Raw genomic sequence first — 15,223 nt, 5'->3', positions numbered from 1 at the left:
GCCGGACTGTGAGTCCGCCCGGAACAGTCGTCATCCCGCGACGAAGGTTCACTCCGTTGTTCCTCATGAACGTGGAGAAGTCGTTCAGGTGCATGAAACCCAGGCGTGAAGGGATGATCACGACCGCGACGCCAGGCAGGCCGACCAGTGCTCGCCGCGTGAGGTCGCGGGGTACCACCGGCCGCACGTCCAGGCGCTGACGCGGCCGCAAGTACCGACCACGCGCGAGGCCGGAGCACAGCTGCCGACCGGAGCCGGTACTGCCTGGCACTGACAGCAGCGCGGTGTACCTGGTGATGGCGATCTTGCAGTAGCCGTCCGCGTTGGGGTGCACGTCGTCGGCACGGACGTGCCTGGCGCGGTCGGCTTGCCGGGAGACGATCTTTACTGCTTTACTATGGTACTAGTAAAGCAGTAGGAGGGTTCATGTTCGTCTTCCGGATCGACAACCGCTCGGGTGTGCCGCCTTACCTGCAACTCGTCCAGCAGGTGCGCCAAGGCGTGCTGCTGGGCTTCCTGCGGCACGGCGACCGGCTGCCGTTGATCCGCGAGGTGGCCGAGACCGTGGCGATCAACCCGAACACGGTCGCCAAGGCCTACCGGCAGTTGGAGCAGGAGAACCTGGTCACCGGGCGGCCCGGGCAGGGCACGTTCGTCAACGAGGCGCCGACGGCGGGGATGTCCGCCGCGACGTACACCTCGTTGCGGCGCGGTCTGGAGACCTGGTTGAACCGGGCCCACGCCGCCGGGCTGGACGAGCAGGCGGTCAACGCGCTCTTCACTGCCGTCGTCAACCGAGCGAAGAATGAGAACATCGCATGACAACAGCCGAGTACGCGCTCCGGACCGACGGTCTGGGCAAGCGCTATCGCCGGACGTGGGCGCTGCGCGACTGCACCCTGGCCGTGCCGGCCGGCCGGGTGGCCGCGCTGGTGGGTCCGAACGGGGCGGGCAAGAGCACACTGCTGCGCCTGGCGGTGGGGTTGCTCGCGCCGACCACCGGTGACGTGGAGGTCTTGGGCCAGTCACCGGCCGGCAACACCCCGCAGGTGTTGTCCCGCATCGGGTTCCTCGCTCAGGACCACCCGCTCTACAAGCACTTCACCGTCGCTGACCTGCTCCGCATGGGCCGCTCGTGCAACCTGCGGTTCGACCAGGGCCTCGCCGAACGGCGGCTGGCGAAGCTGGGCATCCCGGCGGACCGCAAGGCCGGCGCGCTCTCCGGCGGCCAACAGGCCCAGGTCGCACTGGCGTTGGCACTGGCCAAGCGACCGGACCTGCTCGTCCTGGACGAACCGATGGCCAGCCTCGACCCGGTGGCCCGACTCGAGTTCCTCCAGTCCCTGATGGGCGCGGTCGCCGCCGACGGCATGACCGTCCTGTTCTCCTCCCACGTCGTGCCCGAACTGGAACGCGTGTGCGATCACCTGATCGTGATCAACCACAGCCGGATCTCGCTCGCCGGGGACATCGAGACGCTGCTGGCCGAGCACAGGATGCTCGTCGGTCCGCGCACCACGACCGACCTCGACCGCGCGGGCACGGTCGTCGAGGCCTCCCACAGCGACCGGCACACCGCGTTGCTCGTGCGCGACGGCGGCAGCGCGCCGACCGCACCCGGCTGGCAGGCCGACCCGATCGGGCTGGAAGACCTGGTGCTGGCCTACCTGCGTCGACCGACCCGGCACGACGTCGAGGCACCGGCCGGCTCGGAGGTGTCGGCATGACGTGGCTGACCTGGCGGCAACATCGCGCCGAGGTGTTCGCGCTGGGCCTGCTGGTCGCGGCGATCGGTCTCTTCCTGCTCGTCGCCGGATCCTCGATGCGCTCGCTGTTCCCCGACGGCGCCGCCGCCTGCGCGGGCGGGCTGACCGACGCCACCGACGCGTGCTCGACCGCCATCAGGAGGTTGAACGACGAGCACGGGTACGCGTCCAAGCTGCTGACCCTGTTCAACCTCGTGCCGTTCCTGATCGGCGCGTTTCTCGGCGCGCCCCTGGTGGCCCGCGAGCTGGAAACCGGCACGTGGCAGTTCGCCTGGACCCAGGCGGTGCCGAGGATGCGGTGGCTGGCGGTCAAGCTGGGTGCCCTGGGCGCGCTGACCGCGACGCTCGCGATCGCGCTCTCGGCGTCGATCACGTGGTACCGGCAGCCGTTGGACGTGCTCGGCGGCCGGTTCGCGGCCGACGCCTTCGACCTGGAAGGGCTCGTTCCGGCGGGGTACGCGCTGTTCGCGTTCGCCGCCGCCACCGCGGCGGGCACGTTGCTGCGGCGCAGCCTGCCCGCGTTCGCGGTCGCGCTCGGCGTCTACCTCGCCGTGCGCGTCGTCGTGACGGGTTGGTTGCGCCCCAACCTCCAGGTGCCGCAGAGCATCGTGGAACGGGTGGCCGCCGACGACGCCACCCTCGACCCCGGAGGTTCCCGGATATCGACCGGCGACCGCTCCGACTGGATCATCGCGTCGGGCTACGCGGACGCGTCGGGCCGTCGCTTCTCGGTCTACGAGGCCGTGGAGATGGATGTCGCGGCCAGACGTGCCGGTGTGGAACTCAGCGCCTACATGCACGAGCGCGGCGTCCAGCAGTGGGTCCTGTACCACCCTGCCGACCGCTTCTGGGTGTTCCAGTTCGTGGAGGCGGCCATCTTCACCGGCCTCGCCGCGGGACTGTTCGGCCTCGTCGTGTGGCGGATCAGACGCCGCGTCTTCTGACACGTGGCGTGGCTGCGCCCTCCCGGCGGGCCGGCCTGCTCTCCGGCGCCGGTGTTGGCCAGTTCGCGGGCCACGCGCGTCGTGAGAACCCCTCCTGGTCGAAGCCCGCGAGTACCCCGACCGCGTCGGCCGCCTTGGCGAGCGCCTCGACCACGACGAGCTTGACCAGCCCCGCGCACGCGGTGCCGGCGGACCGGCGGGGTTGACAGCATCACCCCTTCAACCCCGCCGGCCATTCGCTCACATGTGTGATCGTGCGGGATCCGGTCTCATCACTGGTGTGCGAGCGCGTCCCAGAAGGCCAGGTTGTGTTCCGTCGCCCGGTCGAACGGTCCGATTCGGCGGAGGTCGAGGCCTTGCACGTACGGCGTGGCGTCCGCCGGGTCGACGCGGGGCCACGCCGGCAGGCCGGGCCGGTTGGGGTTGCCGGTGGTCGCGAAGCGGACCCAGTAGTCGATCATCCGGTCACCGAGGCGGCGCTGCGCGGTTGTCAGCAGCACGTCGTCGGAGCGCAGGTCGAACAGGTACCGCAGCTCGGAGCCGTGTGCAGCGAGCGGCTCGACACCGGACGGGAACTCGGGGATCGCCGGTGCCGTGCGGTCGAGGAACTCATAGGCGTACACCGGCATCTCGGCCGCGAACTGGCGATCCGCGGCGCGTTGCAGCCACGCCCAGTCGAGATCGGTCATGATCGCGGCCAGTGCCTGCACCGCGGAACCGGCGTGCCGCTCGAGCGGGTACCGCTGCGCGACCGCCGCGGCGTGCGGTCCGAAGTGCTCGGTCAACGCGGTCAGGTAGCCGTCGGGACCGAGATCGGGGAACAGCAGCGGCGCGAAGAACGTGCCCTCGTCACGGGTGGTGCCGGTCAGCAGCGGCACGTGGTTGAACCGCCCGGCCGGTACCGCGATCGCGGGGTCCTCCGGCAGCACCGTGTTCCCGAAGGCAGGGAGGGGAAACGCCGGCGCGGCGAGCAGGTCAGGCACCGGCTTGCCACGCAGGCACTCGAGTGTCGTGCAGCCCAGCCCGGCGGCGACGTTCTGGCCGTGCAGCTGGTGCCACTCGTGCGGCACGAACAGCGGAACGTCCAGTATCGGCCGCAAGTCCGCGCCGGCGAAGGAGCCCAGCGCACATGGAGTGCTCTGGGCGATCGCCCGCTGGAACAACCCGGCCGCGCCCGGCGACGCGAGTTGCGCGCACACCGAGTGCGCCCCGGCGGACTCCCCTGCCAGGGTGACGTTGTTCGGGTCGCCACCGAACGCTGCGATGTTCCGCCGCACCCAGCGCAGCGCCGCCTGTTGGTCCTCGATACCGAACGCGCCGCCGTTCGCGAGCCCGGGGAAACCGAGGAAGCCGAGGTTCCCCAGCCGGTAGTTGACGGTCACCACGACCGGACCGCCCCGCTTGACCAGCCGGGTCGGCAGGTAGTCGCTACCAGCGCCGTTCATGAGCCCGCCGCCGTGCAGCCACACCAGAACCGGCGCCTTCCTGGCCGCACGCGGTGTGGTGACGTCGAGGTAGAGGCAGTCCTCGGTGACGCTGGCCGGTCGGCCGCCGACACTGGCCTGAGGACAGCGATTGCCCGGCCGGGTCGCGTCGAGTGCACCGGACCACGGCGCCGGCGGCACGGGCGAGTGCCAGCGCAGGTCACCGACCGGCGGCGCGGCGTAGGGAATCCCCTCGAAAGAACGGACATTCGCGTTCGTGGTGCCCCGCACCAAGCCGGCATCGGTACGCACCGCGGCGTCGTTGCTCGCCACGGCCGGCGTGGCGCCCGACACCAACGCACCGACGGCGACCATCGCGCCCAGGAGTCGTCTCATGATCCAGACAGTGGCAGTCGAGCTTACCGGAGACATCAACCGATCGATTGACGATCAAGCTCTGGTCGGTCGTCGGTCGTCGGTCGTCGGTCGTCGGTCGTCGGTCGTCGGTCGTCGGCCGTCGGCCGTCGGCCGGTGACAGGCGGCCCGCACGGACGGCCGGGTGCGGAGCCGCCGATCACCAGCATGATCAGAGACACGAGGGCGACACGTCCCAGGAGCCGCCGGTGGCGGCCGGCACTCCGTGGGAAGAATTGCCGAAGTCGCCGAATGAGCGGCGCCGGGGGATCAGAACCTCAAAACCGCGCGCAGGTGCTTCGGAATGAGTTCCGCGGTGCGCATGAGTGTTGAGATGAACGCGCTGACCACCGGCTCCTCGCCGTGCCGCGTGTACACCGACATCATCCGGCGCACCGGCGGGTCGGGGCGCAGCAGGCGGCCGTCGAAGTTCGGTGGGATGACGTTGAGCGGGACGAGGGTCGGGCCCAGGCCCGCTGAGGCCAGGATCGGCGCGGCAGCCGTCTGCTCGGCCCGCACGGCCACCCTGGGCTGGAACCCCGCCCTCGCGCAGACGTCGTCCACCAGTGCCGCCAGGCCGTTGTCCGGGGCGAAGTGCACCCAGCTGCGGTGTGCCAGCAGCGCCAGGTCGACCGTGGTGTCCTCCGGTCCGATGTCCGGGTCGTCGAACGGCAGCACGACGACGAACTCCTCCTCCCCCAGCGGCACGATCTGACCTGGCCAGTCCACCGGCACAGGGCCGATCGCCAGGTCGGCCTGGCCCGCCAGCATGGCGTTGCGCAGGTTGTCCGCGTGCCTGTGCTCGAAAAGCCGGACCTGGGTGCTCCCGTGCTGCTGCCGCCACGCGCGCAGCACGGGTGGCAGCACGCCCAGGCTGATCGAGTAGATCGTCGCCACGCCCAGTTCGGCGGCCTCCAGCTGGACCGCCTGCCGCGCCGCGCGGGAACCTCGGTCGACCGCCGCCAGCGCGGCACGGGCGTGGGGCAGGAACGCTCGGCCCGCCGTGGTCAGGCGGACCGAGCGGGGTAAGCGCTCCAAGAGCTGGAGCCCGATAGCCCGTTCGAGTGAACGGATCTGATGGGAAAGAGCGGGCTGTGTCACACCGAGCACGTCCGCCGCGGCGGTGAACGAGCCCTCGTCGACGATTGCGGTGAGGCTTTCCAACTGACGGAGAGTAAACATAAGCGCATTTTATCCCAGCGAACAGCAACTCTACTTCGAATTCCTCGCGCCGATTCGCAATAGTGGGTGGCACACCGACTACTTGGGAGGAGGGCTTGCCGTGGACCTGGAACTGACCGGCAAGGTCTTCGTGGTGACCGGCGCCTCCGCCGGCATCGGGGAGGCCGTCGTCCGACTGCTCGCCGCCGAGGGCGCGACCGCCGTGGGCGTGGCCCGCAAGCCGCTGGACGGCGGCGTCGCCGCCGACATCACCGATCCCGGCGCGGCGCGGTCGATCGTGGACACCGTGCTCGAACGACACGGCCGGCTCGACGGCCTGGTGAACAACGTGGGCGGTCTGGAGTCCCGCAACGGTTTCCTCGACTTCTCCGACGAGCAGTGGCTGAGGACCTTCGAGCTCAACCTGTTCTCCGCCGTGCGGATGAGCCGGTTGGCCATTCCGGCGCTGCTGGACGCGGGTGGCGGCAGCATCGTGCACGTCGCCAGCGAGGCTGCCCGCTTCCCGGACAAGTCGATCGTCGACTACGCCGCGTCGAAGACCGCGATGCTGACCGTGTCCAAGGTGATCGCCGGCGAGTTCGGCGACCGGGGCGTGCGCTCCAACGTGGTGTCGCCCGGCCCCACCCGCACCCGGCTGTGGGATGAGCCGGGTGGGTTCGCCGAGCAGCTGTCGACGCAGTTCGACCTGCCCGTCGAGGAGGCGGTCGAGCACTTCGTGCGCGAGGTCCGCAACCTGCCCACCGGTCGGCTCGGCACGCCCGACGACGTCGCCCGCGTCATCGCCTTCCTGCTCTCGCCCCTGGCGGGCCAGATCACCGGCGCCGAGTGGGCCGTCGACGGCGGCGCCCTGCGCCAGGTGTGAGGTCCACCATGCCGCTCGCACTGATCGCCCTCGCCGTCGGCGCGTTCGGGATCGGCACCACCGAGTTCGTCATCGTCGGGCTGCTCCCGGAGGTGGCCACCGACCTGGGTGTGTCGATCCCCTCCGCGGGGCTGCTCGTCTCCGGGTACGCGTTGAGCGTCGTGGTGGGCGCGCCGCTGGTCACCATGGCCGGCGCGCGCCTACCCCGCAAGGCCGTGCTGATGATCCTGATGGCGGTGTTCATCGCGGGCAACGCGCTGTGCGCGGTCGCGGACGACTACGCGCTGCTGATGGTCGGCCGGGCGGTCGCGGCGCTGTGCCACGGCGCGTTCTTCGGCATCGGGTCGGTGGTGGCCGCCGAACTCGTGGCGCCGCATCGCAAGGCCAGCGCCATCGCGATGATGTTCACCGGGTTGACCGTGTCCAACGTGCTGGGCGTCCCGCTGGGCACCGCGCTGGGCCAGGAGTGGGGTTGGCGCTCGACGTTCTGGGCGGTGACGGCGCTCGGCGTGCTGGGCCTGATCGGCATTGCCGCGCTGGTGCCCGCCACCCCACGACCGGACAGCGGCCTGCGCCGCGAGCTGGCGGCGTTCGCCCGGCCCCAGGTCTGGCTGGCGCTGGCGATGACCACCTTGGGCTTCGCGGGCGTGTTCGCGTCGTTCACCTACATAGCGCCGATGATGACGGAGGTCGCCGGGTTCTCCACCGGCGCGGTGACCTGGCTGCTGATCCTGTTCGGCGCGGGGTTGTGCGTGGGCAACGTGGCGGGCGGGCGGGCGGCCGACCGGGCCGTGATGCCCAGCCTGTTCGTGATCCTCTCGCTGCTCGCGGCGGTGCTGTTCGCGTTCGTGTTCACCGCGCACAGCCAGTGGCCGGCGGCCGTGACCATCCTGCTGTTCGGCGCGGCCGGTTTCGCCACCGTGCCGCCGCTGCAGATGCGCGTCATGCAGCAGGCCGAGGGCGCACCCGCGCTGGCCTCGGCGGCGAACATCGCCTCGTTCAACCTGGGCAACGCCCTGGGCGCGTGGCTCGGCGGAGCGGCCATCGACAGCGGGCTGGGCTACACCGCGCCGAACTGGGTCGGCGGGCTGCTAGCCCTGTCGGGGCTCGCGGTGGCCGTCACCGCGCACCGGCTCGACCGGCGCAGGGCCGCCGCACCGGTGCCGGCGCACATCTGACCGCACCGAAGACGAAGACGAACGAAAGGAGAGTGGAACAGACATGCGCGACAACGGCTTGACGCGCCGATCCGTCTTATCCGGCGCCGCCGCGCTCTTGGGAGGCGCGGCGGCAGGGAGCACCATCCCCATGGCCACCGCCGAGCCGGGGACCGCGGCGGCCGTCCCGCCCGGCCCGGTCGTGCGGCCGGGCGACCCCCGCTACCCCGACCTGATGACGGGCAACAACCAGCGGTTCGTCGCCCGTCCCGAGTACGTGAAGCTGATCACCTCGACGGCCGACGCGGAGAACGCCGTGCGCGACGCCGTCCGGGCGGGCAAGCGGGTGTCCGTGCGCGGTGGCGGCCACTGCTTCTCCGACTTCGTCTGCAACCCGGAGATCGAGGTCATCCTCGACGTCTCGGCGATGACGGACGTCTACTACGACGAGCGGATGCGTGCGTTCTGCGTGCAGTCCGGGGCGCGGCTCACCAACGTGTACGAGGCGCTGTACAAGGGATGGCACGTCACGATCCCCGGTGGTGTCTGCTGGAGCGTCGGCATCGCGGGCCACGTCGCGGGCGGCGGGTACGGGCTGCTCTCCCGGGCGCAGGGCCTGACCGTCGACCACCTCTACGCGGTGGAGGTCGTGACGGTCGACGCGCGCGGCGGCGTGCGGACCGTCGTGGCGACCCGTGAGGCCGACGACCCCAACCGCGACCTCTGGTGGGGCCACACCGGCGCGGGCGGCGGCAACTTCGGCGTGATCACCCGGTACTGGTTCCGCTCCCCGGACGCGCGCGGCGCGGACCCCGCGGACCAACTCGTGTCCCCGCCCTCCACCGTGCTCGTCAGCGCGGTCGAGTTCGACTGGGACGAACTGGACCAGGCGTCGTTCACCCGGCTCGTGCGGAACTTCGGCACGTGGCACGAGCGCAACGCCGACCCCGGCTCCGCGACCACCGCGGTGTCCAGCCTGTTCAACGTCAGCCACCGCGCGCACGGCAGCATGGGCATGTTCACCCAGGTCGACGCGACCGCGCCGAACGCGCGCCGGATGCTCGACGACTACCTCGCCGCCATCACCGAGGGCGTGGCGGCACGACCGCGGCCGGCGAAGGCCCCGATCGGCGAACTGGGCAGGCTCCCGATCGACTTGGGCGAGCCGCGCGAACTGCCGTGGTTGCAGGCCGCCCGGCTGGTGGGCACCAACAACCCCACCATCACCGACCCCACCTCGCGCGGCGTGCACAAGTCCGCGTACCTGCGCAAGGCGTTCACCGAGGAGCAGTGCGCGGCGCTCTACCGCGGCATGACCGGCGAGGACTTCACCAACCCGGACACCATGCTGGTGCTGCTGTCCTTCGGCGGCCGGGTGAACGCGCCCGAGCGCGGCGCGACCGCGCACGCCCAGCGCGACTCGGCGTTCAAGATGTGCCTCCAGACGTTCTGGAACTCCGCCGAGGACGACGACTTCCACATCGCTTGGGCCCGCGAGACCTACCGCGGCATGTTCGCCGCGACCGGCGGTGTCCCGGTGCCGGGCGAGCACGCCGACGGCTGCTACATCAACTACCCGGACAACGACGTCGCCGCACCCGAGTTCAACCGCTCCGGCGTGCCCTGGCAGGCGTTGTACTACCGGGAGAACTACTCGCGCCTCCAGCAGGTCAAGAAGCGCTGGGACCCGGCCGACCACTTCCGGCACGCGCTGTCGATCGAACCCGCGCGCTGAGCGCGGAGCTCCCCCGTGCCCGTCGCCGCCCCGCAGGGGACGGCCCGGCACGAGCTGACCGCACGCTCCCACCACGTCGAAGAGAGGTCTTCCTGCCATGCGATCGGTAGCCGTCATCCTCGGGACCCGTCCCGAAGCGATCAAGTTCGCGCCCGTGATCCGGGCGCTGAACGCCGACCCGCGCTTCCAGCCCGTGGTCGTGTCCACCGGCCAGCACCGGCAGATGCTGGACGACACCCTGGCCGCGTTCGACCTGCGGCCCGACATCGACCTGGCGGTCATGTCCGACAAGCAGACCCTCTCCCGGGTCACCCACAAGGTCATCGAAGGACTGGAAGAGGTCTTACCCGGGCTGGGCTGCGACGCCGCCATGGTGCACGGCGACACCGCGACCACCCTCGCCGGCGCGATCGGCGCGTTCCACCAGCAGATCCCCGTGGTGCACGTCGAGGCCGGCCTGCGCAGCGGCGACCTGCACTCCCCGTTCCCCGAGGAGGCCAACCGCCGGCTCGTCGCGCAGATCTCCGACCTGCACCTGGCGCCGACACCGGTGAGCGGCGCCAACCTCATCCGCGAAGGCGTGTCGCCGCACCGGATCGTGGTCACCGGCAACACGGTGATCGACGCGCTCCAGTGGGCGGGCACGGTCGCGGCGGACTACGGCGCCGACGCGCTGGCCGACCTCGACGACGACCCCCGCCGGATCGTGCTGGCGTCCGCGCACCGCCGCGAGTCGTGGCGGATGCTGCCGCAGATCGGCGCGGCGCTGCGCCGGATCGCGCGGGAGCAGGACGTGCGGGTCGTCGTACCGCTGCACCGCAACCCCGCCGTGCGCGAGGCGCTGTTGCCGGAGATCGCCGATCAGCCCGGATTGACCATCGTGGACCCGTTGCCCTACCTGAACTTCGTGAAGCTCATGCGACGCGCGGACATCATCGTGTCCGACAGCAGCGGCGCGGAGGAGGAGGGGCCGGCTCTGGGCAAACCGACCCTGGTGCTGCGGGAGATCACCGAACGGCCCGAGGCGGTCGCGGTCGGCACCGCGCAGCTCGTCGGCCGCACCACCGAGGGCGTGGCCGACTCGGTCATCGGGCTGCTGCGCGACCCGGTGCACTACGAGCGGATGGCCGGCGCCGCCAACCCGTACGGCGACGGGCACGCGAGCGTGCGCACCGTCGCGGCCCTGGCGCACTACTTCGGCGAGGGCCCGGCCGTGCAGCCGTTCGTGCCGGGCAGCACGCCCACGGCCGACCTGGTGGCGGCATGACCACCACCACCGCGCCACTGACCGAGAACCGCTTCGTGAGCGGCGAGTACGTGCGCGCCGCCCGCGATCTCCCCGTCGAAGGCCGGGCGATCGTGGTCAACACCGGCACGAGGCCCGCGTGGACGTCGCTCGAACCGCGCCGGCCGCTGCCGGCGTTCTCCTCGACGATCCTGGTCGACACCACCGTCTCGTGGGCGGAGTCGCTGGTGGTGCTCAAGGTCGACGACGAGGCAGGTCCGACAGCGGAGATCGTCGACGAGCCGGAGTGGGTGCGGCTGGGCGACGTCGTGGGCGAGCACGTCGGCCCCGGCACGCCGTTCCCGGTCGACACACCGCTCTGGAAGGGACCGCAGGACGTGCTCGACGTGGTCGAGTTCGACCCCGGCCAGGCCCTGGGCGGCGGGCCGTCCGGGCCGCGCGCGTTCGAACTGCGGGCCAACCTGTGGTTCGCACCCGCCGGCACCGACTGCGGCATCCACGTGCTGCACGACTTCATCGAGGTCCACACGCAGGTGCTCGGCGTGGGCCGGATGCAGAAGTTCCGCGACCAGGACCACGCCACGCTGGTCGAGGACGTGGTCATGGGCGAGGGCTACACGACGCCCGTCCCGTTCTGCGGCCGGACCGACGAGGGCGAGTTCGTCTACCCGTGGCACCAGTACCGGGCCGACACCGACTGCGTGTGGCTCGCCCTGGAGTACCACCAGCTGCCCTGAACCGACGCACCAGGAGGTGATCGACGTGCACGACCGCATCATCGCACCGCACTTCGAAGGCGAGATCGTCGCCGACCAGCTGCGCGACGGCTACTGGCTCGAAGCACCCGACATCGACGGCGACGGCAGGCCGGACCTGTTCGGCTACGGCCTGCGGCTGGGCGAGGTCTACTGGTACCAGAACGCGCCGGACTGGCCGAAGCGGCTGATGGCCGACGGCTTCCGGATGCCCGTCGGCGCGGACTGGGCCGACGTCACCGGCGACGGCACGCCGGACGCCATCGTCTGCTACGAGCTGTACGGCCCGATCGGCACCATCGTCGACCCGGACGAGGCCGGCGGCAAGATCGACTGGATCGAGCACCCCGGCGCGGCGGACAAGCACGAGGGCCGCTGGCGCAGGCACTACGTCGGTCGCGCGACCGGCATGCACCGGTTGCGGGCCGGCCACTTCACCCGGACCGACCGCCTGGAGATCGTGGGCGTGCCGATCGTGGCGAAGGCCGACGTGCACGCGGTGCTGCCGGTGGTGCTGTTCACCGAACCGGATGACGTGCGCAACGCGACCGAGTGGCCGATGACCGTCATCGACGACAGCCACTTCCGGATGATCCACGGCGCCGAGAAGAAGAAGGGCCTGATCCCCGGCTCGGACCGCGACTCGCTGCTGTTCGCCTCCGACGAGGGCGTCACGTGGCTGCGCTACGACGACGAGGCGGGCGAGTGGAGGTCGACGCTGATCGGCGAGGGCGAGCGCACCCAGTTCGCGCGCACCGGCTTCCGCGGCTCGGGCGACCTGGACGCGGGCCGCCTGGGCGACGACCCGATGGCGTACGTCGCGGCGGTCGAACCCTTCCACGGCAACACGGTCGCCGTGTACACGAAGGACGGCTCGGGCTGGAACCGGACGCTGCTCGACGTCTTCGGCGACCCCAACGAGAACGGTGAGGGGCCGGGCCACCAGGTCGTGTGCGCCGACTTCGACGGTGACGGCGACGACGAGTTCCTGGTGGCGTTGCGCGGGCCGTGGCCGTGGCAGGGCGTGATGTACTACAAGGCGATCGACGCCGCGAACGGCGTGTGGGTCAAGTGGCGGGTGGCGGACGATTCGGTGGCGCGCATCGCGACGGGCGACTTCACCGGTGACGGCACGCTCGACTTCGCCACGATCGCCTACTCGGTGCAGAACTACTACGTGGCGGACGACGCGAAGATCGTCCTGCACCACAACCGGACGCTGCGCTGAGGCCCAACCCCTCGGGGCACTGCTCGGCTGGAGATCGAGCCGGATCGACCCTGCGGAGAGCAACGACCGTTGCTCTCCGCAGGGTCCTTCGATGTTCCGGCAGGGCGAACTTCCCCGAGAGTGATCGGGTTCGTCGCGTCGAGACGAAGGACGAATGGGCCGAGGCTCGCTACGGGCACCGGGCGGGTGGCGCTGCCATCACGACCGGGCCGCGGACAGGGCAGTGTCAGCGCCGTGGCTGCCCGGTGTCAGCGCGGCCGGTGATCGTATCCCCATCGAACGGCCCGGCCGCCACGGGCGGGCCACTCACCAGGGGAGATGCGACATGCCCAGCTTCACCACGCCGGTCCCCGTCACCGCCGCGCTGACCACCGCCGGCGCCCACGTCCGGGTCACCGCCGGCGACCGCGCCGACGCCGTCGTGCACGTCGAGCCGCTCGACAGCGCGAACAAGACCGACCTCAAGGTCGCCGAACGCACCGAGGTCGACTTCACCGGCGGAACACTGTCGATCAAGACCACCAAGTCCGGCGACAAGAGCGGCTCGGTCGCCATCACCGTCGAACTGCCCGCCGGCTCCGCGCTGGTCCTGAACACCGCGTGGACCGATGTGCGCGCCACCGGCCCACTCGGCGCGTGCGAGCTCAACGCAGCCTCCGGCCACGTGCGCCTCGACCGGGTCGCCACGCTGCGCGGCAACCTCGGCGACGGCACGGTCCGGGTCGACCACGTCACCGGCACGGTCGACGTCGACGGCGGCTCGGCGGGCCTGCGGCTGGCCGAGGTCGACGGCACCGTCCGCTACCAGGGCACGACCGGCGAGGTGTGGATCGGCCACGCCCGTTCCGACATCGACCTCGGCGGCTCCAACGGCACCTTCACCGTCGACCGCGCGGACGGCAGCGTCACCGCCCGCGCCGCCAACTGCCCCATCCGCATCGGCCACGTCACCCGCGGCCAGGTCGACCTCGCCAACGCCTCCGGCGGCATCGACATCGGCGTCACCGACGACGCCACCGCCGAAGTGGACGCCACCAGCACCAAGGGCGTCGTGCGCAACACCCTGCCCGCACCGACCAACCCCTCCGACACCGTCAAGATCCACGCCCGCACCCGGCTCGACGACATCGTCATCCACCGCGCCACGGCCTGAAACCCCGATCCACCAGGAAGGACCGACAATCATGAACACCACCCACGCGCAGGTCGAGCAGGGCTGGGGCAAGGTCGCCGACGTCTTCCGCGCGAACTTCGCGGGCGGCGGCGAGGTCGGCGCCGCGTGCACCGTCTACGTCGGCGGGCGACCGGTGGTCGACCTGCGCGACGGCCTGGCCGACCGCGAGACCGACCGCCCCTGGACCGGGGACACGATCGTCCAGGTCGCGTCCACCACGAAGGGCGCCGCCGCCATCTGCGCCCACATGCTGGTCCAGCGCGGCGAGCTGGACCTCGACGCCCCGGTGACCCGGTACTGGCCGGAGTTCGGCGCGAACGGCAAGGGCGACATCCCGGTCCGCTGGCTGCTGTCGCACCAGGTCGGCCTGCCGATCGTGGACGGGCCGCTGACCTTCGAGCAGGCGTGCGCCTGGGACCCGGTCATCCGCGCGCTCGAAGCGCAGGCTCCGCTGTGGCAGCCGGGCACCGAGCACGTCTACCACAGCATGACCTACGGGTTCCTCGTCGGCGAAGTCGTCCGCCGGGTCACCGGCAAGTCCCTCGGCACGTACTTCGCCGACGAGGTCGCCGCCCCGCTCGGCCTCGACGCCTGGATCGGACTGCCCGAGGAGCACGAGGACCGCGTCGCCACCCTCCACTACGCCGCACCGTTCAGCGTGGAGGAACTGCTCGCCGGGATGATCGCCACGACCGGGCTGGACGCCGACACGGTCACCGCCTGGGTCCAGGCCGTCTGGGGCGCGGACTCCGTCCAGGCCCGTGCCGGCGAGGTCGGCGGCGCCTTCGACAACACCACCGCCTACTTCACCACCCGTGCCTGGCGCGCCGCCGAGTTCCCGGCCGCGAACATGGTCGCCGACGCGCACTCGATCGCCCGGATGTACGCCGCCACGGTCAGCGACGTCGACGGCGTGCGGTTGCTCGACCCGGCGACCGTCGAGCGGGCGACGGAGGTCCAGACCGACCGGACCCGCATGCACGGTTTGCCCGCGGGCCTGGACATCCCGGCCGACCGCTCCTTCAACATGTCCCTCGGCTTCTGGCGGTCCTGCCCGCCGCTGCCGATGCTCGGCCCGGGGTCGTTCGGCCACCCCGGCTCCGGCGGGTCGATCGGCTTCGCCGACCCGGACGCCGGCGTCGGCTTCGCCTACGTCACCAACCTGTGGAACTTCCGCCCCGACGACCCGCGCGCGGCCGACCTGGCCAAGGCCGTCCGCGCCTGCCTCCAGTGACGCCAAGGCGGTGAGATCACCAGGCGGCCCCATACCGGCGACGGCCTCCGCAGGCGCACAGACCTGCGGAGGCCGTCGCCGTCACCCGGGTGGCGACACCGC

General features: G+C 71.3%; 13 protein-coding genes. 11 read left to right on the top strand and 2 right to left on the bottom strand.

Features of this window, described 5'->3' with window-relative positions:
- Nucleotides 1-426: 426 nt before the first annotated feature.
- The 3 genes from AB0H12_RS43625 to AB0H12_RS43615 are packed head-to-tail and all read left to right on the top strand — an operon-like array spanning nucleotide 427 to nucleotide 2,710.
- Nucleotides 427-822, top strand: a complete 396-nt coding sequence (locus AB0H12_RS43625) for a GntR family transcriptional regulator (protein WP_499632192.1) — start codon at nucleotides 427-429, stop codon at nucleotides 820-822.
- Nucleotides 819-1,727 (top strand): ABC transporter ATP-binding protein, encoded by a 909-nt coding sequence (locus tag AB0H12_RS43620; protein WP_499632189.1) that lies wholly within the window; start codon nucleotides 819-821, stop codon nucleotides 1,725-1,727. The genes AB0H12_RS43625 and AB0H12_RS43620 overlap by 4 nt, the downstream gene beginning before the upstream one ends.
- Complete coding sequence (locus AB0H12_RS43615; RefSeq protein ID WP_499632185.1) at nucleotides 1,724-2,710, top strand: ABC-2 membrane transporter-related protein; 987 nt, start codon at nucleotides 1,724-1,726, stop codon at nucleotides 2,708-2,710. Before AB0H12_RS43620 ends, AB0H12_RS43615 begins: the two co-directional genes overlap by 4 nt.
- A gap of 272 nt (nucleotides 2,711-2,982) precedes the next feature.
- Here the strand turns inward: AB0H12_RS43615 and AB0H12_RS43610 are convergent, their stop codons facing one another.
- Nucleotides 2,983-4,530 (bottom strand): carboxylesterase/lipase family protein, encoded by a 1,548-nt coding sequence (locus AB0H12_RS43610; protein WP_499632182.1) that lies wholly within the window; start codon nucleotides 4,528-4,530, stop codon nucleotides 2,983-2,985.
- A gap of 288 nt (nucleotides 4,531-4,818) precedes the next feature.
- Nucleotides 4,819-5,730 carry a LysR family transcriptional regulator gene (locus tag AB0H12_RS43605; protein ID WP_499632179.1) on the bottom strand — a complete coding sequence of 304 codons (912 nt, stop codon included), beginning with the start codon at nucleotides 5,728-5,730 and terminating at the stop codon, nucleotides 4,819-4,821.
- Nucleotides 5,731-5,830: 100 nt separating this feature from the next.
- Here AB0H12_RS43605 and AB0H12_RS43600 point away from each other — a divergent pair, with 100 nt between their 5' ends.
- The 8 genes from AB0H12_RS43600 (at nucleotide 5,831) to AB0H12_RS43565 (ending at nucleotide 15,121) form a co-directional block, all read left to right on the top strand.
- Complete coding sequence (locus tag AB0H12_RS43600; RefSeq protein WP_499632177.1) at nucleotides 5,831-6,592, top strand: SDR family NAD(P)-dependent oxidoreductase; 762 nt, start codon at nucleotides 5,831-5,833, stop codon at nucleotides 6,590-6,592.
- 8 nt (nucleotides 6,593-6,600) lie between these two features.
- Nucleotides 6,601-7,770, top strand: a complete 1,170-nt coding sequence (locus tag AB0H12_RS43595; RefSeq protein ID WP_499632175.1) for an MFS transporter — start codon at nucleotides 6,601-6,603, stop codon at nucleotides 7,768-7,770.
- A 130-nt stretch (nucleotides 7,771-7,900) separates the two neighbouring features.
- Nucleotides 7,901-9,484 carry an FAD-binding oxidoreductase gene (locus tag AB0H12_RS43590; RefSeq protein ID WP_499632173.1) on the top strand — a complete coding sequence of 528 codons (1,584 nt, stop codon included), beginning with the start codon at nucleotides 7,901-7,903 and terminating at the stop codon, nucleotides 9,482-9,484.
- 97 nt (nucleotides 9,485-9,581) lie between these two features.
- Complete coding sequence (wecB, locus tag AB0H12_RS43585; protein ID WP_499632170.1) at nucleotides 9,582-10,751, top strand: non-hydrolyzing UDP-N-acetylglucosamine 2-epimerase; 1,170 nt, start codon at nucleotides 9,582-9,584, stop codon at nucleotides 10,749-10,751.
- Nucleotides 10,748-11,467, top strand: a complete 720-nt coding sequence (locus AB0H12_RS43580; RefSeq protein WP_499632167.1) for a hypothetical protein — start codon at nucleotides 10,748-10,750, stop codon at nucleotides 11,465-11,467. Before wecB ends, AB0H12_RS43580 begins: the two co-directional genes overlap by 4 nt.
- A gap of 25 nt (nucleotides 11,468-11,492) precedes the next feature.
- Nucleotides 11,493-12,713: an FG-GAP repeat domain-containing protein gene (locus AB0H12_RS43575; RefSeq protein ID WP_499632164.1), complete on the top strand. Its 1,221-nt coding sequence runs from the start codon at nucleotides 11,493-11,495 to the stop codon at nucleotides 12,711-12,713.
- Between the two features lie 325 nt (nucleotides 12,714-13,038).
- Nucleotides 13,039-13,866, top strand: a complete 828-nt coding sequence (locus AB0H12_RS43570) for a DUF4097 family beta strand repeat-containing protein (protein ID WP_499632161.1) — start codon at nucleotides 13,039-13,041, stop codon at nucleotides 13,864-13,866.
- 31 nt (nucleotides 13,867-13,897) lie between these two features.
- Entirely contained in the window at nucleotides 13,898-15,121 is a 1,224-nt protein-coding gene (locus AB0H12_RS43565) for a serine hydrolase domain-containing protein (protein ID WP_499632158.1), read from the top strand.
- Nucleotides 15,122-15,223: the final 102 nt, after the last annotated feature.

Source organism: Actinosynnema sp. NPDC023794 (genome assembly GCF_040639675.1).
GTDB lineage: Bacteria > Actinomycetota > Actinomycetes > Mycobacteriales > Pseudonocardiaceae > Actinosynnema > Actinosynnema luteola.
The sequence above is the reverse complement of the archived record's forward strand: the minus strand, read 5'-3'. Positions and strand labels throughout refer to the sequence as shown.